Annotated in this window: 22 protein-coding genes, 5 tRNA genes and 1 pseudogene; 14 read left to right on the top strand and 14 right to left on the bottom strand. The window is 35.2% G+C overall.

Annotated features, from left to right (window positions below):
- Positions 1-16 precede the first annotated feature (16 nt).
- The 4 genes from ACLHDF_RS26090 to ACLHDF_RS26075 form a co-directional block, all read right to left on the bottom strand.
- Positions 17-1255, bottom strand: coding sequence for a sugar efflux transporter (locus ACLHDF_RS26090; RefSeq protein ID WP_413921449.1), 1239 nt, complete (start codon positions 1253-1255; stop codon positions 17-19).
- Between the two features lie 323 nt (positions 1256-1578).
- A complete protein-coding gene (locus tag ACLHDF_RS26085; protein WP_413921448.1) occupies positions 1579-1878 on the bottom strand; it encodes a spore coat protein in 300 nt (99 codons plus the stop codon).
- A 15-nt stretch (positions 1879-1893) separates the two neighbouring features.
- Positions 1894-2088, bottom strand: a complete 195-nt coding sequence (locus tag ACLHDF_RS26080) for a hypothetical protein (RefSeq protein ID WP_413921447.1) — start codon at positions 2086-2088, stop codon at positions 1894-1896.
- 346 nt (positions 2089-2434) lie between these two features.
- Complete coding sequence (locus ACLHDF_RS26075; RefSeq protein WP_413921446.1) at positions 2435-2632, bottom strand: hypothetical protein; 198 nt, start codon at positions 2630-2632, stop codon at positions 2435-2437.
- A 209-nt stretch (positions 2633-2841) separates the two neighbouring features.
- On the opposite strand from ACLHDF_RS26075, the gene ACLHDF_RS26070 reads away from it, so the two are divergent.
- The 6 genes from ACLHDF_RS26070 to ACLHDF_RS26045 all read left to right on the top strand — a co-directional run bounded on the left by ACLHDF_RS26070 (position 2842) and on the right by ACLHDF_RS26045 (position 4407).
- Entirely contained in the window at positions 2842-3249 is a 408-nt protein-coding gene (locus tag ACLHDF_RS26070; RefSeq protein ID WP_413921445.1) for a hypothetical protein, read from the top strand.
- 589 nt (positions 3250-3838) lie between these two features.
- Positions 3839-3920 (top strand) — tRNA-Leu (locus ACLHDF_RS26065).
- 127 nt (positions 3921-4047) lie between these two features.
- A tRNA-Ile gene (locus tag ACLHDF_RS26060) sits at positions 4048-4124 on the top strand.
- A 14-nt stretch (positions 4125-4138) separates the two neighbouring features.
- Positions 4139-4231: transfer RNA gene (locus ACLHDF_RS26055), tRNA-Ser, on the top strand.
- A gap of 20 nt (positions 4232-4251) precedes the next feature.
- Positions 4252-4328: transfer RNA gene (locus tag ACLHDF_RS26050), tRNA-Met, on the top strand.
- 7 nt (positions 4329-4335) lie between these two features.
- A tRNA-Gln gene (locus ACLHDF_RS26045) sits at positions 4336-4407 on the top strand.
- Between the two features lie 458 nt (positions 4408-4865).
- Here ACLHDF_RS26045 and ACLHDF_RS26040 read toward each other — a convergent pair.
- The 3 genes from ACLHDF_RS26040 to ACLHDF_RS26030 all read right to left on the bottom strand — a co-directional run bounded on the left by ACLHDF_RS26040 (position 4866) and on the right by ACLHDF_RS26030 (position 6152).
- Entirely contained in the window at positions 4866-5345 is a 480-nt protein-coding gene (locus ACLHDF_RS26040) for a site-2 protease family protein (RefSeq protein ID WP_413921444.1), read from the bottom strand.
- A 375-nt stretch (positions 5346-5720) separates the two neighbouring features.
- Positions 5721-5846, bottom strand: a complete 126-nt coding sequence (locus tag ACLHDF_RS26035; RefSeq protein WP_413921443.1) for a hypothetical protein — start codon at positions 5844-5846, stop codon at positions 5721-5723.
- A gap of 30 nt (positions 5847-5876) precedes the next feature.
- On the bottom strand, positions 5877-6152 hold the full coding sequence (locus ACLHDF_RS26030; RefSeq protein ID WP_413921442.1) for a GlsB/YeaQ/YmgE family stress response membrane protein: 276 nt from the start codon (positions 6150-6152) through the stop codon (positions 5877-5879).
- 359 nt (positions 6153-6511) lie between these two features.
- On the opposite strand from ACLHDF_RS26030, the gene ACLHDF_RS26025 reads away from it, so the two are divergent.
- The gene (locus tag ACLHDF_RS26025; protein ID WP_413921441.1) at positions 6512-7390 is read left to right on the top strand and encodes an Rpn family recombination-promoting nuclease/putative transposase; all 879 of its coding nucleotides are present in this window, start codon (positions 6512-6514) and stop codon (positions 7388-7390) included.
- A gap of 233 nt (positions 7391-7623) precedes the next feature.
- Here the strand turns inward: ACLHDF_RS26025 and ACLHDF_RS26020 are convergent, their stop codons facing one another.
- Together ACLHDF_RS26020 and ACLHDF_RS26015 are read right to left on the bottom strand one after the other, a co-directional pair.
- The gene (locus ACLHDF_RS26020; protein WP_413921440.1) at positions 7624-8418 is read right to left on the bottom strand and encodes an SDR family NAD(P)-dependent oxidoreductase; all 795 of its coding nucleotides are present in this window, start codon (positions 8416-8418) and stop codon (positions 7624-7626) included.
- A 154-nt stretch (positions 8419-8572) separates the two neighbouring features.
- Positions 8573-9415, bottom strand: a complete 843-nt coding sequence (locus ACLHDF_RS26015; RefSeq protein ID WP_413921439.1) for an aldo/keto reductase — start codon at positions 9413-9415, stop codon at positions 8573-8575.
- 712 nt (positions 9416-10127) lie between these two features.
- On the opposite strand from ACLHDF_RS26015, the gene ACLHDF_RS26010 reads away from it, so the two are divergent.
- From ACLHDF_RS26010 to ACLHDF_RS25985, 6 genes are all read left to right on the top strand, one after another.
- Positions 10128-10427: a hypothetical protein gene (locus tag ACLHDF_RS26010; protein WP_413921438.1), complete on the top strand. Its 300-nt coding sequence runs from the start codon at positions 10128-10130 to the stop codon at positions 10425-10427.
- Between the two features lie 12 nt (positions 10428-10439).
- Positions 10440-10562, top strand: a complete 123-nt coding sequence (locus ACLHDF_RS26005) for a hypothetical protein (RefSeq protein WP_413921437.1) — start codon at positions 10440-10442, stop codon at positions 10560-10562.
- Between the two features lie 334 nt (positions 10563-10896).
- Complete coding sequence (locus ACLHDF_RS26000; RefSeq protein ID WP_413921436.1) at positions 10897-11571, top strand: hypothetical protein; 675 nt, start codon at positions 10897-10899, stop codon at positions 11569-11571.
- Positions 11568-11732 carry a hypothetical protein gene (locus ACLHDF_RS25995; RefSeq protein WP_413921435.1) on the top strand — a complete coding sequence of 55 codons (165 nt, stop codon included), beginning with the start codon at positions 11568-11570 and terminating at the stop codon, positions 11730-11732. The genes ACLHDF_RS26000 and ACLHDF_RS25995 overlap by 4 nt, the downstream gene beginning before the upstream one ends.
- Positions 11711-11962 (top strand): hypothetical protein, encoded by a 252-nt coding sequence (locus ACLHDF_RS25990; RefSeq protein WP_413921434.1) that lies wholly within the window; start codon positions 11711-11713, stop codon positions 11960-11962. Before ACLHDF_RS25995 ends, ACLHDF_RS25990 begins: the two co-directional genes overlap by 22 nt.
- 36 nt (positions 11963-11998) lie before the next feature.
- The gene (locus ACLHDF_RS25985; protein WP_413921433.1) at positions 11999-12271 is read left to right on the top strand and encodes a hypothetical protein; all 273 of its coding nucleotides are present in this window, start codon (positions 11999-12001) and stop codon (positions 12269-12271) included.
- Positions 12272-12658: 387 nt separating this feature from the next.
- On the opposite strand, the gene ACLHDF_RS25980 is transcribed toward ACLHDF_RS25985, so the two are convergent.
- The 5 genes from ACLHDF_RS25980 to ACLHDF_RS25960 all read right to left on the bottom strand — a co-directional run bounded on the left by ACLHDF_RS25980 (position 12659) and on the right by ACLHDF_RS25960 (position 17338).
- Positions 12659-12883 (bottom strand): helix-turn-helix domain-containing protein, encoded by a 225-nt coding sequence (locus ACLHDF_RS25980; RefSeq protein ID WP_098325173.1) that lies wholly within the window; start codon positions 12881-12883, stop codon positions 12659-12661.
- A gap of 271 nt (positions 12884-13154) precedes the next feature.
- Positions 13155-13814 carry a hypothetical protein gene (locus ACLHDF_RS25975; protein ID WP_413921432.1) on the bottom strand — a complete coding sequence of 220 codons (660 nt, stop codon included), beginning with the start codon at positions 13812-13814 and terminating at the stop codon, positions 13155-13157.
- Between the two features lie 234 nt (positions 13815-14048).
- A complete protein-coding gene (locus tag ACLHDF_RS25970) occupies positions 14049-14837 on the bottom strand; it encodes a plasmid stabilization protein (protein WP_413921431.1) in 789 nt (262 codons plus the stop codon).
- Positions 14838-14946: 109 nt separating this feature from the next.
- The gene (locus ACLHDF_RS25965; protein ID WP_413921430.1) at positions 14947-16248 is read right to left on the bottom strand and encodes a replication protein; all 1302 of its coding nucleotides are present in this window, start codon (positions 16246-16248) and stop codon (positions 14947-14949) included.
- A 523-nt stretch (positions 16249-16771) separates the two neighbouring features.
- Positions 16772-17338 carry a hypothetical protein gene (locus ACLHDF_RS25960; RefSeq protein WP_413921429.1) on the bottom strand — a complete coding sequence of 189 codons (567 nt, stop codon included), beginning with the start codon at positions 17336-17338 and terminating at the stop codon, positions 16772-16774.
- An 891-nt stretch (positions 17339-18229) separates the two neighbouring features.
- On the opposite strand from ACLHDF_RS25960, the pseudogene ACLHDF_RS25955 reads away from it, so the two are divergent.
- Positions 18230-19116 (top strand): annotated as a pseudogene (locus ACLHDF_RS25955) (alpha/beta hydrolase).
- The last annotated feature ends 206 nt before the right edge of the window (positions 19117-19322 follow it).

Genomic DNA, 19322 nt, shown 5'->3' with positions numbered 1-19322 from the left:
TGATTAAAAAACAGCATTATTTTGAGGAGAGAGGAATTACCTCTTTTAGTTTCTTTCTTCCTCTTTCGCTTAACAAGATAGTTAATCCGACAATAACAAGTACTGTACATAACAAATATAAGTTATGGTACCCTATCAAACTTGAAAAGAACCCGAACCCCAGGAAGCCAAGCACATTTCCTACTTGTGTCGTGTTCATATATAACGCCGTTGCCGTCCCCGGTTCATTTGGAATAAAGTCTTGAAAGTACGACACAGCAATGCCTGCTGTTATGGAAACCTGTGCAGCACTTAATATTTGAATCGGATAAATTTGCCACGGTTCTGTGACTAAAAATAGGAGTCCATAGTAAAAAACTGAAATACAAAATCCCAATCGTATCAACAACCGACTACCTATTTTTGTAGCTAATATCCCCACTGCAATCATAAATGGAACCTCAAATACTGGAGGCACGCTCACTACTAAGCCTACCTGCTTTTCCGTCCCGTTAAGTATTTTCGTAATAAATTGCGACATGTTTAAATTAGCCATAGAAGCAGCCATAGCCATACACGTCATTGCGATAATGTTCTTTAAGATATGAGATTGAACAATGAATTTACGCAGAACCACAGGGGCTGGCTTGGCTTCCACCTCAATTTTGATATCCTTTAATAAAAAGGCTAACGTAATTGCTGCTAGTAGATATCCGCCTGATACGCATAGAAAGAGCCCCTTAAATCCAACCGCATACAGTACCCACCCTGCAACTGCTGGACCAACCGTCCAAGAAAGAGCGAAAAACGCACGAAAAACATTCATTACAAAAGGTGTTTCTTTTTCTTCTACTGTGCTTTGTTTTAATGCTTCTCTTGTAAATGCCCATAATTGAGGTACGGTAGAGGCTGCTGTTCCCAGTAAAAAGAAAGCAATAAAAGCAAGAAGAAAAAAGTTACGGATGAATGCAAACCCAGTGTACCCTAAAATGGCAGCACAAGTAGTGAGTAATAACAATTTTTTTCGACTGGACACGCGGTCTGAGGCTTTACCCATAATGGTGGTAATAACAACAGCGCCCACTGAAATAATGGTCATAAAAAAGCCAAATTGCATATTGCTCATTCCGACTTCGTCAATACCAAATAATGAAGCATAGGGTGCAAAAAAAGACGTGGCTAATCCAAATACAAAATTCCCTAGTAAGAGTACTGGAAACATAGGAATGCCCCATAACATCTCAATGGTTTTTTTAACTCCCTTTCCTTGTAGCATGATCACACCTCCTTTTTATGAGATACTATGATTAAAACAAGACTATAATTGATGGGTACTAGGTTATGTGAATTTTTCCCTTTTGTCTTTTGGCCATCACCTATCACTTCTTCCACTTTACTTGGTCTCAAAAGTAAGAGCAAGTAAATCATGATTTAAAAAGGCAGATAGAGCATTAGATTTAGCAAAAGGTTAAATGGTATGTAGGTTTGGAGTATCTCTTTGCAAGAGTATTCAAATCAAATAATAAGTATAAAACAAATAACTAAAGCTATCCGCTTTATATAGGGGATAGCTTTTTTGCTAATGAATATGTCTCCTTATTATTGTTGAGGAAGATTTAGGGCTGTATCAGTTGCTTGCAAGTCAACCTTTAGCTGTTCTTGTACATTTTGAGGATGATAGTAACCCTTTGATACCATATAATCGGTAATCTCTTGATGTGTATCAATGGCTTTATTTAAATGTGCACGTAACACTTCTCTGACTTCTGGATTATAAGTTTCAGACAAAGCTAAAGCATAGTTTTTAATTCCTGTTTTTGCAGCGATTAGAAAATCAGTGGCAATGACTTGGTCTGTCATTCCACCCATTCCAGTCATATTTTGAACAAATTGATTCATGATCGTAAACTCCTTCTAAGATAAAAAACTTTTTAATTGTTGGACATGTAATTTAGTTTGAGTAACGTCTCGAGCTAAGATATTTTTGAGTTCTACATCTTGTGCTAATCCACTCATGGTCGCAGATTTAGTTAAACAAATATTTTTAAACGTTAAAAGTTCATGAAGTTCTAATGTCTCATGAACGCCTAAGTCTTTCATTTCAGCCATTGCATCGTACCCTCCCTTCACTAAATAGATAGCTCACGCTTTAACGTCCCCTTGGAAGTCTTTATTATTCTAAACACATTGAAACCTTATTGACTAAGCCGGAACCTATATGTAAATAACTTTATATAAATGATTACAAAAGAAAATTTGCTAAAAGGATTAATTTGGTCTCTCTAATCTTTTAGCTACATACAAATATATTTTTTCTAGCAATAAAAAAAGGATGACAAACGAGGTGTCATCCTTTCCCCAGTTATACTAAGTTCAAGTCCTTGTATAGTGAAACGGTCATACATATACTCTGTTAGGTGACTTCTTACACCTGACATTACAACTATCCCTGTTATTAACGGTCATTTTCTATATTTTCTTGTATATTACTTAATATGTTTTTCGTATTAGCTATTTCGTCTAAACCTTCTAACTCGTGCATGTTAGTAGAGGTTGGATTATTTAAGTGTAAATGCTTAGCATAATCATTGTCGAACTTTCCTAAATAATTTTTTTTACCATCTAATGGTTTGTTGACACTAAATTCTCGCATAAAAAACCTCCCAAATATATTGTTTGATTTGAGTAAAAAAATATAAGAGGTAGTATAAGACAAAATGACTTTTCTGTTATAGATACTTCTTACGGTTAATATTCCAAATTTCTTTTTCCACTAACAAAATGTTATAAGCACCAAAAAGTAAATTAATTTTTTTCTTAATGGAAAGTATATACCTATAAAATCTTAACAGGAGTGATCAAATGTTAATATCTGAAGAAAGTAAAAACGATGTACCACGTCCACAACATTATTTAAAGCTAATAAATGACACTGATAGAAAATTGAAGTTAGAGTGGAAAGGAGATATAGATAAGCCTAATGTTATTGTTTCATCAGAATTAAACCCAGGTGACGCTGATAAAAAAAATTCCAAAAAAACTAGTGATGCAAGTTTTATTGTAGATATTTATCGTTGGAAAGATAACTCTTATATTTATAGTGGGCAACTAACAGAACATGTGCATGGCAGAGTGTATAGTAGTGAAGAGACATACTATTTAAAATTACAGTCATTTCCTGACAAAAATCAAATTCATTTGATAAAAAAATCAGAAGTAGATGAAACTGAACATACCATAATTAACACTTTTTCAGAAGATGAGTGGTAATATAATCAAGGTTTTTTCTTAATCAAAAAACTGCTGAGTAGGTAACAACGATACAGTTCTAATTTTCCTTCAAGGTTTTGGGTTGCCAGCAGGATCTACTGTATCGCTACTTGGTTTGCCTTTCTGGTCATTGCTTTTATGCCGTTTCTGACTTATTTTTGGACTTCTTTTTAAATTTAGTTACATTGTTAAGGTGAGTTAACAGGTGGAAGCTTATTCAAAGTCATAATACTTTAGATATAATGTATTAGCGCGTTCTCTAAAGAATTCAGATATTGGAATATCTTTAGATTTCTCACCCAGTTCATTGAAAATATAAGTGACTAGATTAACGCTAGTATATAAAAAATAAAACAGGAAACTCAAAAAGACGTAAGTGAAGAGCAAGCTGCAACAAATTCTTGAAAGGTAGGAGCAATGCGTGAATAAAAACACTCTAAGTCGTTTTTATTTTTCTACTTTAAACAGAACAAAATAGTTAAAGTAAAAAAATAATATTTCGCGGATGTTGACTTCTGCGAAGTTATGGAGTAGAATATGTGTATAGTTAGTAAAAACAAGGTGAATTACTTAATTACCATTTTTATACGCGGATGTGGCGGAATTGGCAGACGCGCTAGACTTAGGATCTAGTGTCTTATGACGTGGGGGTTCAAGTCCCTTCATCCGCATTATCTGATTAAGTAATAAGCAGAAGCAGGGCGGCATAGCTAAGAGGTAAGGTCAAGATTTGCAAAACCTTTATTTACTTGTTCAAACCCTGTTGCCACCTTTACATTATGATTCGAAAATTAGGAAGGACCTTTAGCTCAGCTGGTTAGAGCAGACGGCTCATAACCGTCCGGTCGTAGGTTCGAATCCTACAAGGTCCACCATTAAATTGAAATACGGAGGAATACCCAAGTCTGGCTGAAGGGATCGGTCTTGAAAACCGACAGGGGTGTCAAAGCCCGCGGGGGTTCGAATCCCTCTTCCTCCGCCATTTATTATTTATCTTACCATCGCGGGGTGGAGCAGTCTGGTAGCTCGTCGGGCTCATAATCCGAAGGTCGCAGGTTCAAATCCTGTCCCCGCAACCATTTCTATTGGGCTATAGCCAAGTGGTAAGGCAACGGACTTTGACTCCGTTATGCGTTGGTTCGAATCCAGCTAGCCCAGTCATTTATATTTTAGCAGGCTGTCATCCCTGTGACCTTCTACTCTCTATGAGTAGAAGGTTTTTTTATGTGTTTAAGTTCTTTCCTTTTGGATATAAAAATAAATGTAAAGTTATCTAAGTCATCTACCTTTGTTTATAGTATGTTTCCATCTTGCCTTCTATCTATAGGATAGAGGGTTTTCCTTTGTAATCTGTTTAAATTATAATTTTATTGGCAATGAATAAATGTGTTACCTTTCTCGCAGGGTATACAATCACATTTCCATCACACAAATGACCTTCTACCTGACAGGAGTAGAAGGTTTTTTGATATTAATTATTTATCAACATCAACACTAATTGCTGAGTTAACTATATTATTCAAAGTAATTTTATTTTTATCATCTAATTTATTACGTAAAAAGGAATCCTATGTAGCTTCGCAAACACATCTCTTTACATCATTATTCCAGCTTTATTAATCAGGGTTACATGTTATTTTTCCATATCTCAATGCATCATAAATAGCACGTCCATCGCTTGAAGTTGTTTCTGTAAATTTAATAGGCAATAGCGAGAAGACAATATAATAAACAGAAAAATAGACAAACTGGTAAAAAAAGAGATTTGTTGGAAGGATGTCAGCTATAATTAAGCTATTTATAAGGAAAATAGAAGCTAAATTAGCAATGGCACCTCCAGCATAGACACAAGCATGGGTAAATCGATTGTCGTATTTTAGTTTTTCATATACACAAAAGGAATCTAAAAAGTAAACGGATTTTATTTCAACTTTCTTCCATTTAAAAATTGTTTTTCCTTTCCCAATTGTAAAATCCACTCTCCCTCCAAAAAAAATTGCCATGATAGAATGACCTAATTGGTGAACTAGAGATACAAGTGGTAGTACAAGTAAGAAAGAAAATAAGAATTTAGGTATATCCCTGAGTCCGAACACACTTCCATCTCCTTTGTTATAAAATGATTTAATAAATGGTTAGCTTATTTAAGTAGATACATTCTTTTTGATAGTGGAAAGACTTTTCCCAACAGAGAATGTGCCTTTTTTAATCGTATGTACAATCCTCCAATTGGCACTTGGAAAGGACTTTAATCAACGTATAGGACCAATTGATTTTTACTAAAGCAGTAGTTAAAGTGATTAATACCCATTGGGCATTGGGCATTGCCTATGAACAATAATATCTTAAACATTCTTCATAACAATAAACGACCTTATGTATCGTGAACAAAGTCACTAAGGTCGCTCATACTACATTCTGATTTATTATTTTTTTGTCTTTTTCTTTTTTAGAAAATATGTGGCTTCTCATTAAGCTTCTGACGGAATTTTGCTTTCATGATTAACTTGATCGAATAAATAAGTAAGGTAAGAATCCAATTCGAATTGATTATCTTCAACAAAACCATCTAACACTGACTTACTTTCTTCTCTCATCTTTAGCCCCTCCACTTTATATTCGTTACTTTATTTTGCATGACGACCATGATTCTTGTTTTGGCCCATTTTTCTTAAAATGAAACTTACAATTAGTACTAAAACGATAGATCCGATAATTGCTGGGATGATGGCAAAACCACCAATAACGGGTCCCCAACTTCCTAAAATAAGACCGCCTAACCATGAACCAATAAAACCAGCAATAATATTACCGATAATCCCTCCCGGAATGTCACGCCCTGTAATTAAACCGGCAAGCCATCCAATAATTCCACCTACAATTAGCGTCCATAGAATGCTCATACATCATTCTCTCCCTTCGAAACAGTTAGTTGACTTTACCCCCAACTAAGGCTCATTAATCTTGTTATTTTTTCCTCACTAAAGTTTTTCTTCAAATGGAATAGGATTATATATCTATGCTACTGCTTTATTTCATTATTTTGGACACACCCCAAAATCTCGTCCATTCCGTAAAAAAAGTAAATGTCTTGGACAACTCCTAGCATATAAAACCTAGATTTTCTTGCACCACCATCTACTGATTCCCTACTGTAGTAAGTTTTTTTTATGTAAATGTGTGCCTTTGCAAAGTGTGATATAGGAAGAAGAAATCTAGTCGTGCTATACTAATAACAAACATAAATATGACGGAGGGCATTATGACGAAACGATTAGATTTGCGTGTCGACTTTGCGTTTAAATCGTTATTTGGCACCCATGGAAATGAATCCATTTTAGCTGCCTTTTTAAATGCGGCACTTCGCTTTCCAGATGAGAAGAAGATTCAAACGGTTCAGTTATTAGATCCGCATTTTAATAAAGAAAACCAAGAAGATAAACGTTCAATTTTAGATGTACACGCGCAGTTGGAAGATGGAAGCCGGGTTAATATTGAAATTCAACTTAATAATAAGCATGATATGGAAAAGCGAACACTCTATTATTGGTCCAAAATGTATAGTAGCCAAATGAAGGAAGGCATGGATTACGGAGAGCTTTGTAAAACCATTACCATTAACATTGTGAACTTTCGTTATTTATCACATATGCATGATTATCACTCCACTTTTCAGTTATATGAGCGCGAACAGAAATTACTTTTAACCGATATGCTGGAAATTCATTTTATGGAGCTACCTAAGTTATTAATTAAATGGCGTAACAGAGAGGTAGATCCACGAGAAGATCAACTTGTGCGATGGTTATTATTACTTGAAGCATCCGAAGATGAAGAAATCACTCAAGTATTGGAGGAGATTGCGATGCAAGAAGATCAAGTATTAAAGAAAGCAATGGATGAATGGGAACGTGTGAGTCAAGATCCAGAAGTATTACTTGCTTATGAAGCAAGACGGAAAGCTCTTTTGGACGAAAAATCTGCTTTGAGAAGAGCAGAAAAACTGGGTGAAGAGCGAGGAGAAAAAAAGGGGATTCAGAAGGTTGCTTTAGGCATGATCCAAGAAGGTATAGACAGTAAAATGATAAGTAAACTGACAGGTCTTACAATAAAAGAAGTGGATAAACTTCGTTACCAATAAATATCAATAAAAAGAGCCGTATCGTACGATACGGCTCTTTTTATTATAGATTAGGCCTTGTTTTTCGTTACTCAGATAAAATAACAAACCTCTTGTTCTACAAGGAAGTTTGTTATTTTTAGTATTTGATTCATCTAATTGAATTCCTGCTAATTATTGCTTTGTTCTATGGTCTTATATTTTGAGGCAAACACCTTATGAATATGAATAATTCATCTTTAGATATAAAATGCTTAAAATACGCTACGTACTAGTCCTCCATCTATCCGCAGTGCTGAACCATTAATAGCTGATGAAAGTGGACTACTTAAGAAAGTAACAAGGTTTGCAATTTCTTCTGGACGAATAAACCTTTCGATAATAGAAGTGGGGCGATTTTCTTTCATAAATCGCGTTTCAGCTTCTTTTAGGGTTAATTGTTCGTTTGGATAAAGACTATTTAGCATCGTTTCTACTCCTTCAGTTAGAGTTGAACCAGGCATAACGGTATTAACTGTCACATTTGTACCTGTGCATAATTCAGCTAAACTACGAGAAAGAGACAGTTGCATGGTTTTAGTTGCACTGTAATGAGCCATTTCTTGAGAAGGCATAATAGCTGCCTCACTTGCAATGAAGATTACTCTTCCTTCTTCTTTTTGAATCATTTTCTTGAGGTAAGAGCGTGTTAATCGAACGCCACTCATAATGTTGACTTCAAATAACCGAAACCAATCTTCATCTGGTATATCAAAGTATTCAACAGGTTCAAAAATACCAAGATTATTAACAAGAATATCTATTTCTGGATACTGTTCCATTAGCTGTTGACAACCTTGCTCTGTTCCTAGATCATGTACAGCAGGGTGAAGAATGGCTTGAGGATACTGAGTTTGAATATCTTTAATGGTTTCATGGACCTTTTCCTCTCGTCGTCCATTAATAAGAACCGTAGCTCCCTCTGCTACTAAGGACAGTGCGATAGCCTTACCTATACCGGCTGTCGATCCCGTAACTAGGGCTGTTTTTCCTTTTAAATTTAATTCCATATTAGGTCACTCCTATTATATATAAAAACTATATTTTTGGTTAATAGAACTAATAAAATAAATACAAACCTGTCATTAGTTTGGATAAATCTTCGAATTTTAAACAAAGAAGGAGATAGACAACTACCAGTGTGTCTATCTCCTTCCTTCCTCATTAAAAATCAAAGTTGTCAGGATCGGGACCTACACGATGATTTTGATTCAATTCATCAATACGTTCTATTTCTTCTTTAGTTAATTCAAAATCAAAGATCGACGCATTTTCTACTATACGATGTTCTTTTGTTGATTTTGGAATGGTAATAATACCATTCTGTACATCCCAACGTAGAATGACCTGGGCTACAGATTTATTATGCTTATTTGCAATCTCTGTTAAAACCTCATTATCTAATAATTCTCCTTGCATTAGTGGAGACCATGCTTCAAGTTGAATATGATGTTTCTCACAGAATGCTTGAAGTTCTTTTTGCGTTAGACGCGGATGATATTCTACCTGATTAATTACAGGCTTGATTTCTGCATCTTCCATTAAATCTTTAAGATGATGAACTTGGAAATTACTTACCCCAATTGCTTTAACCTTTCCCTCTTTATAAAGGGTTTCTAAAGCTTTCCATGCTTCTTTGTATTTTTCTTCAACTGGCCAGTGAATCAGATAAAGGTCTAAATAGTCTAATCCAAGTTTTTTTAGGCTTGTTTCGTAAGCTGCAATTGTTGCGTCATATCCTAAGTCTGCATTCCATACTTTTGATGTGACAAATACGTTCTCTCGTGAGATACCAGCTTCTTTTAAACCTTCGCAGATTCCCTGACCCACACCTTCTTCGTTACCATAAATAGCTGCTGTATCAATACTACGATACCCATGTTTAATGGCTACTTTAACTGCATTTACTAATTCAGGACCTTCTTCTACTTTAAATACACCGAGGCCAAAGCCAGGCATCTTTACTCCATTGTATAAAGTGACTGTATCCTGTAAATTTTTCATCATAACAATATTACCTCCTGTTTACTATCAATTAGTTTTATTTGTATTTGTATCATTTCTTTTTTGAATTAAGCTTGGAATTATAGTAAAGACATAATATAAATGAGCCATCACCAATTAGTTCATCTGACAAAAGTTATTATCCACTATAAAAACAGGAAAAAAAAGTACGCACTTTAAAGTAATATAGGTACCAAAAAGTAATAATAGTAAAAAAGGGCGGCCTCCTTTAACGGTTACATTCAAGGAATGGGAACATTAATTTTGTCTTATGCTACACGGACAAAGTTTGATGTTTTTAAAATTGCTGATCCAGGGTGATTCATTTATATTTTGAAAATAAGTAATCTACTACATCACTTCTTAAAAAAGGTATTATTGGGACAAACTCCAGCATATAAAAAATCATCACTTCTTACGTAACCATCTATCCCTTACCTACTGCAGTAAGAGTTCTTTTTTATTTTTTGAGTGGACAGGCAAGCTTACTGCAGTAGCTACATAGTATCTAAATAAATATAACCCCATTCCTTAATCAGTATCTAGCTCAGTATCACTACCGCGTTAATACAAGCTGTATACGCCTCGTGAAGCCCTTCATCGAATCTGTAAGGGAGCTGAGCCGAAGAGGCGAAGGGGGCGACCGGATGCGTTGAGCTGAAATAACAGGTACATAAAAGATAAAAAAATAAAAAGAATGAAAGAAGGTATTAACATGAGAAAAACACAAAGGTTTCTTTTTCGAAAGATCTTTCCTTTAAACCTCAAACCATCTCTCACGAGACCTCGTCTTTTCAAGGCTTATTCCTTTGTTCCGTTTAGTCCACTAGCTATGCTTGACCCCACTATTCTGACCATAGGAAGCATCGTCTTAGGAATTGCCATCATCGAACGGGTATTAGAGCGATGGGGTGTAATCGATCTTGTTGATCAGTTCGCAAAGGTAATGCGCTTTATCTTGCCTGTTACCTTCTATAGCACCTTGATTTACTTTTTTGCGACCTTTATGTTTTGAGGAGGAATGTTGATGTTTGAAAAACTAAAGCTGCGTGGCCAATTGATTAAAGCGTTTCGTACGGCAGAGATTTACGGTGGTGAAACGTGGAGACCGCACCTCCTATCTGTTTCCGAAAATTCATCAAATCGATAACCATCATACGTATACTCGGTACGCTTTTTCCTTACTAAATGGCATTAATCCTGAGCTCTTAAACAAAGAGAGATGGGCTTTGTGACAAGTATTAGGCAGCAACATCGAGATAAACGGCAGCCTGAAGAATTTTAGCATCACGGTTCATCACAAAAGTCTACCTCAGATGCTCAATTATACATATGATTCGATTCATCCTCATATTGAGAAAATGGAGCTTCCGGTCTGCATTGGTCAAGACATCTATGGAAACCTCGTTTCATGAGACTTTGCGGATTTAGAAATCTTATTGATATCGGGTGAAATTGGAGCCGGAAAAAGCAGCTTAATGCGTGTGATTCTGACTACATGGGTGAAATATACCTCTCCTGAAGACTTGCGCTTGGCATTAGTGGACCTTAAACGAGCCAATTTAGAGTTGTTTCATGGAATTGAGCATGTGGATGCGCTTTGTTTTGAAGCGAAAGACATGAGAAAACCATTTGCCTTACTTCGAGCTGAAATGTATCGACGAGGTGATTTACTGTTAGAGCATGGTGTAACTCATATCAGCAGGCTTCCCTTTAAATTACCTCGTATTGTCGTGGTGGTTGATGAAATGAGCATCATCAAGCGAGAAACAGATCTCGTAGAGATGATTCAACAGTTCGCAAGTCAAGGTCGTGCGCTGGGCGTTCATACGATTATTGCGATGCAACGTCCGGATGCGGATTTATTAAACTCTGCGCTAAAAGCCAACTTACGAGTAAGGATATCTGGGAGGCAAGCAGATGCGACAAATGCAAAAGTTGCCGGAGTCATTGGAGCAGAAGAAATCGATGCAGCAGCTAGAGGACGTATGAAAATTAAAATTGATGACGTGAAAGAGTTTCAAGCTTTTTTCTTAGATGAAGGAGCTTGCAAGGAAATACTTTCCCCTTATAAGACCTTGGTACATGATCCTGAGCTAGATATAGAAGTTGCATCACAATCCATCTTTGGCTTATTAGAGAAGGAGGAGCAGCGATGAGCTTTCAATTATCTCAGCGTGATAAACACATTATTGGGTTTATCAATCAGTTTCGGGCTGTAGATCGAGATTCATTAGTGGAACTGTTCTTTAAACAGCTGAAATCGCCTGTCAATGCGTGTAATAGTGTAATAGTGTCATGGTACGTTTATATCGATTAGGGTTGATTGAACGCACACAGCAGTATTCTCCGACTGTCTATTTGCCTGTAGATGCGAAGATCAAAAAGAACTCTCAAAAAATATTACATTTCCTTTCAATTCTAGATATCTATAAACAAATGTGTACGTATAGTGCGCCTAAACAGGTTATTGTCGAAGATAAGCCCACTGGACGAAAAGGCGGCATTGAACCCGATCTCTTTTGTATTTTTAAAGGACCTCCGTTTTAGATTGAAATTCAACGAAATCAGTATTCGGAACAGAAAATGCAGGATAAGGTCAATTTATATGAGGAATTCTTCTTTTCGGATGAGTGGAAAGCGTTGCACTGGCAACCAGAAGAATGGTCATCTATCTTCCCTTCCGTTATTTTGATTACACCTGTTCGGTATGCAGCGTCTTCGGACCATATCCGCATCATACAAGTAGCAAGCATTCATGAATTAATGGAGAAATACAACGGCTCAGGTAAACAGCAAAGAGAGGAAAAGCCAAGAATATCAGCTTCTTCAGGTGGGATTAAAATTAATCTGACGTAATGGTAAACAATATAAAAAAGCTGCCTTAAAACAGGGAATAAGGCAGCTTTTTTGACTTCACACTCGTTGAAATGTGAATGTTACAGCAATTAAATAATATCAAATTTATTCCATAAATTCTATATTATTCATTAAATTGTATGAATTTAAAACGACTATTCATCCCCTTATTTTATGGTTTGATTACCGATAACACTCATTATGTTGACTAAAACTTCCTATGAAAGTTTAAAACGCATATATGTTGGATAATAATAGAAATGTCACTTTCCGAGGGTTGACTATCTGACAGGCAGGCATGGATCAATGACCTTCTATTTTTCAAATAGAGGGTCATTCCTGTTAAATATGGAGGATAATAAGTAAAGAAATATATGCTGTGCCTTTTTATATATCAAAGAAATCATCCGGTTTTAAATTAGAATCTAGCATTCTAAGAGCTTTCATAACTTTTTTTATCGTAGTACCCGAAGGAACATAATTAGCATCCGTACAAAGCTTGCTAACAGTACTTTTATTAAGCTTTGTCAATTTGCTTAACTCTGTTTGAGTATAACCATTCTTATCTAGAAACTTTCCCAACTTACTTCTTTTTTTACCACGACTCCACATAACAAAAGCCTCCTTTTTTATAAAGGCTTGACCTAATTTACGAAAAATATTCAACTATTACGAAAAAAAAAGAACTTTACTTATAAAAAACGGAAACTTAGGAGTCTTCCCTGCATACAATAAAGTAAATAGTGTAATACTTTTATATAGTTCTATAGAATAATGTCGATATTTTTGTCATAAACATATAGCATGAATATAGTTAAGACCGCCTTATACACTGATACATAATGGGCGGTCTTTGCTGTACTTATTCTTACGTTCTCTGCAATTATGATACTATTTCTTTTCGTATATTCCAACCAAACATAAGCGTCCATATGAATGGAATTCCGGAGGTTAATGGAAGGACCAAAATTGCCATTTCTGAATAAATAATCGAGATGACAATTCCAAAGGCTCCAATCAACCCTCCATACACTCCTATTTTCTTCAAAACAGTAAATTTCTTGTTTATCTTCTTTATAGACAAACTTAACAAGGAGATACCAATCCAAGTAAATAAAACCGCAAAATAACCACCTAATAAACCAAAGGCAAACGTAGATTTCCAAACTATTTCCATAATTCGAGATGGATTTTCTGCTACTTCTATTGCTAAAGCTGGCAATGAAGCCAATTCAGCAGTTAGAACTACCATCCAAACAGTTACAGAGAGAATAAACAATCCATTAGCTATTTTTATAAAAGGGGGCGAATGCTTTAAAAACAGAGTTCCTCCTAATAAGCCAAAATACCATAAAAGCATAGCTATCATCATTAGGGAATGATCCCACACCCACATAGATAAAGAATGATTTATCCTTTCAAGTGCATGATTTCCATTCCATGGATCTAACGTAAGAGGATGTAAAATGGTCGATACGAGTATTAAAAAACCACCAACTAATATAGCATTCCCCATCAATCTTAACGATTTATGATTTTTCATGCTTATATCTCCTAGTTTTTTATGACCTTCAGTTTACTGGGTCTCTTCTGTATCCTTTTTTCCCATTTTTATCTAGTGTTAATCAATGTAATCTCTTTTTTCTTTTTGATCTATGAACAAGAAAGATTAGTAGGGAAAATAACATCTCAGATATTATCGATAGCCTAAGAACATGAAAACAGTAAATTTCCCCTTATTGATTTCCCCTAGGAAAATTAATAAGGACTTTTAATTTTATTTTTGATACTCATACACAACCGGAACTTTGTCCATTTTTACCGTTTTGGCGACGATATAACGACGATAACCATCTTTTAAGATATTTGATCCTTTTTCAATGGTTAACGGCTCATCCAAGCGCCCTGTACGCTTCACAAAATCGATGACCTTTTGTGTTTTTTCAGGGTTTGGGCGTGTCTTTAGGAACTCTTCAGGCACGATAATGTCGTCAAAGCTCAAAAGATCCTGTGTCCCTTTTGGCTGATTTGGCATAGATTTCTTTTGAGGCGTAGCCTTTTCCTCTTGAACAGGATTTTCTTTCATTTTTGGCTGTACTATTTCTGCTTCTTTCTTCTTTTCGTTTGCTACAGGTTGAGAAACAGCTGCTTGTTCTTCTTCCTGTTGCTTAGAATCCGTGTTCTGTGGTGCTTCAGAAGAAGCAGACGCCTCTTGTTTAGGTTCCTTTTTCGCCTCTGACTCATTCTTCTCTTTGTCATTTTTGTTCGGGAGAACGGTAATTTGAAAACAAATCACCCCTACTTCACCAGGGCATTCATCAATCGGAATATCTAGGGTTGGTTCCCCTTGAATTAAAATCTTTTCATGCATGATGCTTTTCTTCGTAAGTCCTGTTTTATTAAAGGCTTTCCTCGCAACAAACACCGTATACGAAATAAAGGTACTCTTCTTTAATCCTTTAGGCGCAGACGGTGACCCTTTTTCACGCATATCAAAAGCAACGTAGCGATCGTATTCTCGTAGTGGTCCTGTGGCTGATCCGGTTAAGGTAATTTTGTGTGGCATAATAGTCTCCTCCTGCGTAGATTTTTAGTTATTGTTTATTTAGAACACAGTTCTAAATAAACATGTTCTATTAAAACATCAGCTTCTAAGAGATTTCTACTTTTTTTGATTAGGAAGCTGTGTCTTTTAACTGGTTCTGTTGGCGCAAACAGTCTTGTTCCTCTGGTGTTAAAGCTTGTCCTAAGTCTTGTTTTACCTGAGCTATCTCCAACAAACTATACGTGGAGCTGTGCTCCTCCAACAAGTTCTCTTCTTCTGGTGTTAGCTCTTGTCCTAAATCTTGTTTTAACTGAATCATTTCAAGCTGTTGATCCAAAGAAATCTCTGTTTCTTTTGTAGCTTCTTCTTGCTGCTGTTCAGTTTTTAACCAATCAGGAACCAATTCCTTACGGATAATATGTTTTGGTTTAGCCAATGTTGTTGTTTGACTTTCGTTATGTATAACTTCTTGTTGGTTTGCGTATACTGATGAATAATCCTGCTCTTTAGGGTTTACCAACTCATAGAATTGATTTTTCGCAATTCGATAGATTAATCGACACATATCCCGTAGGGATAAAGGAGTGCCTTGTTGATTGGCTTCATGGACATATTTATCTAATCCAACAATGGTTGAATACGCAATTTCATGTATTTGCTCTTTTTTAATCTCAATCTCTGTATCTCGTTTTACAGCTTTTGCAGCATTTTGAATACGAGCATAGAAGTCTTGTAGTTGATGTCCATACTTACCTGCATAGACTTGATTGACTTTCTTAGGCACACCTTTGATATAGGTGAAGGCCTGTGAAACAGACATTAAATGATTATTTATATGATTTACAGGTAAATCAAGGTTAATAAAGGCATCAGGTGATTTATCGGCCTCTAAGCTTGGTGTATCAACGTTTTCAGTGCTTTCTGGATGCGTCACAGGACGTGTCACAGGAGTGGTCATTTCTTCTTGCTGAAGCGTTTGGATACCTGTTGTATCATGGGCAAAAAAGATTTCGTCGCAAATGTGCTGAAAGTTTTTATGGCTTTTAAGGATAAATACATAACTGTCAGGATGAGTACCTGTTGCATCCTCTTTAATGTATCGTGCCACAAGTATAAAGGGTGTCGCTTTTAATGAGCGTACAAAACGAGAAACGGTACTTTTGGAAACATTAAATTTCTTCATAAGCGTTTCAGAACGGATCGCTTGAATACCTGTAGCCACTAGGTTATAGATGACGTGATCCAGCATTTCCATTCTCTTCTTAGGGAACTCTTTATGTATGGCTGATTGTTGTTGTTTAAAGTGGGTACGAAGACTTTCTAAAAACTCTTCTTTCTTTTTACGAAGTGTGGATTTGTTTTTCCATAACCATTTGAATCGTCCATTGAAGGTATCTACATCTTTTAAATAGCAGGTCAAGATCTTTGTCATTTGTTCATCGTCTCCTTTTAGGAACAAAAAAAGACACTGTTTCCCTGGAAAAAGGAAAACAATGCCTTGATTTTGATGAACTAAGCCCTTGAAATAGATGTCAATTTCATATAAAATAAAAACATAAGTTTTATCTTATAGAAAAACTAACTCTATTAACAAGAGACTTCGACAAGTGTTTTCCCTACTGTGATTAGGGTGAACGGTTTAAGTGTGTTGGTCGCACTACTTAAACAGTTGAAGTCTTTTTTCTATTCCGGTCATTTTTGTTAGTTTTATTATAGCGTTAATTAATCTCATAATTCAATAAAAATTAGTAATATATCTCAAAAGAATTCTTTTTGACTGTTTTTCTTTAATAATAAATTTGTTTTATTATACAATTTATTTTAAAAAATGAGGAGGGTCAAAAAAATACCCCTCTTCAATATATTAAAAATATGTTATAATCAATAGTTTTTATAATCGGATTACAACACTATAATAATAAAAAGCTTCTACTAGGGATAGTAGAAGCTTTTTATTATTTACCCATTAATTTTTCCCACCATGTTTTTTTCTTTTCTAACTCTGCACTAGCAGAAGCTTCTTCAATCATTCTTTTACTTTCTGATAATCCTTTTCTTAACTCTCCAATCAACTCAGCATCTTTTCTGTTTATCATTTGCTTTAATTCTTGGTTGGTTTGGCTAACTTTCTGTAACTCTTCTACTAACTTTTGATTAAATTGCATTTGCTGTGTCATCTGTTGTTCTTGTTGTTGTAACATCTTTTTTATTTCACTCAGCTCATCGTTTATAGAGATAGAGCCTTTCTCCTCTTGATTTTTGACTGTAATAGTTATAGGAAGCCCATCACTTGCCAAATTATCGTTCACATCTTCTTTTAATAATCCCTCACTATAGAGTTCACGGATTTTCTTTAATAGATCTAGTGATTCAATACTTATTTTATAGCGTCTACCTTCTTTTTTGAAATTCAAAAACTGTTCATGATTAATTAGATATCTTTTTAATGTTTCAGGAGGAATATTGGTATATTCAGATGCTTCTGGTACGCCAATGAAACTTGCACTTTTAGAATTATTCATTTAATCCACCACCATTTATTAATGTTTTATGTACATTCACTCATTTCACAGGCATTCACATGTGAGTTTTATGAGAATTCATTCGGTTCACGGTCATCCATGTACCTTTTTTGCTTATGTTCACTCAGTTCACGATTATTTACTTGTTGAGTTCGTGGTTGTTCACCCGATTCACAGCTATCTGTTTATTTAATTCTATATGATTTCGACAAAAAATCAACAAATCCTGTTTTAAATTTATGTATATGGTTTATTTTATGAACTTTTACGATGCTAGTTTAACTTAAGTTATACTCAGGCGAATGTTGATGTGTTTTGTGGTAAATACATGGTGAACTTATGTGGGTTTTGGTTTAACTTGTGTTTCGGGAGTTGAAAAATCGATTATTAAGTGCAACTAAAGATGAACTTATGTTTTTTAGTGACACCAATCTCTATTTTATAGAAATAGGGAATAACACGACAATGAACTAATAGCAGTTCATTATCTATTTTTAAGAATTGGATTAAGATAATTTCTATTCCAAATGTAGAGAATGTTTATTGGGTTCGTAGAACATTTAGCATTGATTGGGTAACAAAAAATTCTTTTTTATAAAAGATGAGATCAAAGACTATCATATGATTTAAAAAATGGTAAAAAATGGTTTTATTTATCTTAATGTGAATAAAAAGAGATTATTTGGTTCTCATATATTAGAGATAAAGGGGTTGTTGATTCATGTAGATCTAGTCGAGAGTTTGATATCATGAGAAATGATGTGAAAAATAAAGAATCGGTTGGGAGGAGATATTAGCTTGTTACTTTCAAAATTGATAGATTATTATGCTCTACATGATTTGCATAAAGGTCGAAGTGAGTAGAATCAATGCGATATTGATTCTACCCATATACCAATAAATATAGATAGAGAAACTTTTTTTGAAGTATCAGCATCACTTTCAGATATTGGCTTGAACATAACTTCTACAGACAAAGGGTATAGCATGGGTGAATTCGGATTTGAAAGTTTGATACCTTCTGGGGATGATCCCAATGACTATGTAAGAGGAGAGGCTTACTTAAATGAAGCTGAAAGTAAGCCTAACGTTATCTTTGTACATAGTTGGCGAATGAAAGGATTTGATAGGGTAAAGAAGATTATTCATAATTCGATTATGAATAATTTAGGATGGAATATGTACTACTATACTCTTCCTTACCACTTGGAACGTCAGCCAGAGACACCACTTTATAGTGGTGAGTTTATGGTTAGTGCCAATATTAGTAGGACTGTTGAATCTACTAGACAAGCAATTGTTGATCTAAGGGCTTTGATCCAGTGGATAAAAAATAACAAACAAGGTCCCGTAATTATAATAGGTGTTAGCCTTGGTGGCTTTATCTCAAATGTAGTTGCTACACTTGAGTCAGAGATCGATGCATTAGTTTCTATATTCTATTCTAATTGCCTTAGTTATTCGATATGGAATACGATTCCTGGTAAGTATATAAGACAGGACTTAGAGTCTCATGGAGTGAATTACAACGATCTAGTGAAATATTGGGAATTAACCGAGCCAAATCAAGCCGTTCCAAAAATGAATAAAGATAATATACTACTGATTTCTGCTAAACACGATCAGTACGTTCACATTCACTATGCAGATCTAGTATGGGAGTCTTTTGGGGAACCTACACGGTATGCCTACAATTGTGGACATGCACGAATAGCTCTTAAATGAAAAAAATTGCAAAGGATACCATTTCGTTTCTACAAAATAAGCCAAAGAGGTAATGGACATATGTTTACGTTTATAATGATGGCTTTACTGCGGTTAATGAGTTCAATTCTTTTTTTTAGAAATCCTCAAAACGAAAAAATTAGATAGGCAAGTGTTACTTGGAGGGATAGGAGCTTTACTAGGAAAAGGGATACAACGGCCAGAGTGGGTATTACACTTGGATGGGATATTTACATCGATAGGACGCTATTTCACTCCA

This window comes from Priestia megaterium (assembly GCF_046599315.1).
Lineage (GTDB): Bacteria > Bacillota > Bacilli > Bacillales > Bacillaceae_H > Priestia > Priestia megaterium_F.
This window is presented reverse-complemented; position numbering and strand designations above follow the sequence as displayed.

Excerpts from the sequence above, each read along its gene's own strand:
- ACLHDF_RS26090 (WP_413921449.1), bottom strand. The coding sequence starts at position 1,255 with ATGCTACAAGGAAAGGGAGTTAAAAAAACCATTGAGATGTTATGGGGC.
- ACLHDF_RS26085 (WP_413921448.1), bottom strand. The coding sequence starts at position 1,878 with ATGAATCAATTTGTTCAAAATATGACTGGAATGGGTGGAATGACAGAC.
- ACLHDF_RS26080 (WP_413921447.1), bottom strand. The coding sequence starts at position 2,088 with ATGGCTGAAATGAAAGACTTAGGCGTTCATGAGACATTAGAACTTCAT.
- ACLHDF_RS26075 (WP_413921446.1), bottom strand. The coding sequence starts at position 2,632 with ATGCGAGAATTTAGTGTCAACAAACCATTAGATGGTAAAAAAAATTAT.
- ACLHDF_RS26070 (WP_413921445.1), top strand. The coding sequence starts at position 2,842 with ATGTTAATATCTGAAGAAAGTAAAAACGATGTACCACGTCCACAACAT.
- ACLHDF_RS26035 (WP_413921443.1), bottom strand. The coding sequence starts at position 5,846 with ATGAGAGAAGAAAGTAAGTCAGTGTTAGATGGTTTTGTTGAAGATAAT.
- ACLHDF_RS26030 (WP_413921442.1), bottom strand. The coding sequence starts at position 6,152 with ATGAGCATTCTATGGACGCTAATTGTAGGTGGAATTATTGGATGGCTT.
- ACLHDF_RS26025 (WP_413921441.1), top strand. The coding sequence starts at position 6,512 with ATGACGAAACGATTAGATTTGCGTGTCGACTTTGCGTTTAAATCGTTA.
- ACLHDF_RS26020 (WP_413921440.1), bottom strand. The coding sequence starts at position 8,418 with ATGGAATTAAATTTAAAAGGAAAAACAGCCCTAGTTACGGGATCGACA.
- ACLHDF_RS26015 (WP_413921439.1), bottom strand. The coding sequence starts at position 9,415 with ATGATGAAAAATTTACAGGATACAGTCACTTTATACAATGGAGTAAAG.
- ACLHDF_RS26010 (WP_413921438.1), top strand. The coding sequence starts at position 10,128 with ATGAGAAAAACACAAAGGTTTCTTTTTCGAAAGATCTTTCCTTTAAAC.
- ACLHDF_RS26005 (WP_413921437.1), top strand. The coding sequence starts at position 10,440 with ATGTTTGAAAAACTAAAGCTGCGTGGCCAATTGATTAAAGCGTTTCGT.
- ACLHDF_RS25995 (WP_413921435.1), top strand. The coding sequence starts at position 11,568 with ATGAGCTTTCAATTATCTCAGCGTGATAAACACATTATTGGGTTTATC.
- ACLHDF_RS25990 (WP_413921434.1), top strand. The coding sequence starts at position 11,711 with ATGGTACGTTTATATCGATTAGGGTTGATTGAACGCACACAGCAGTAT.
- ACLHDF_RS25985 (WP_413921433.1), top strand. The coding sequence starts at position 11,999 with ATGCAGGATAAGGTCAATTTATATGAGGAATTCTTCTTTTCGGATGAG.
- ACLHDF_RS25980 (WP_098325173.1), bottom strand. The coding sequence starts at position 12,883 with ATGTGGAGTCGTGGTAAAAAAAGAAGTAAGTTGGGAAAGTTTCTAGAT.
- ACLHDF_RS25975 (WP_413921432.1), bottom strand. The coding sequence starts at position 13,814 with ATGAAAAATCATAAATCGTTAAGATTGATGGGGAATGCTATATTAGTT.
- ACLHDF_RS25970 (WP_413921431.1), bottom strand. The coding sequence starts at position 14,837 with ATGCCACACAAAATTACCTTAACCGGATCAGCCACAGGACCACTACGA.
- ACLHDF_RS25965 (WP_413921430.1), bottom strand. The coding sequence starts at position 16,248 with ATGACAAAGATCTTGACCTGCTATTTAAAAGATGTAGATACCTTCAAT.
- ACLHDF_RS25960 (WP_413921429.1), bottom strand. The coding sequence starts at position 17,338 with ATGAATAATTCTAAAAGTGCAAGTTTCATTGGCGTACCAGAAGCATCT.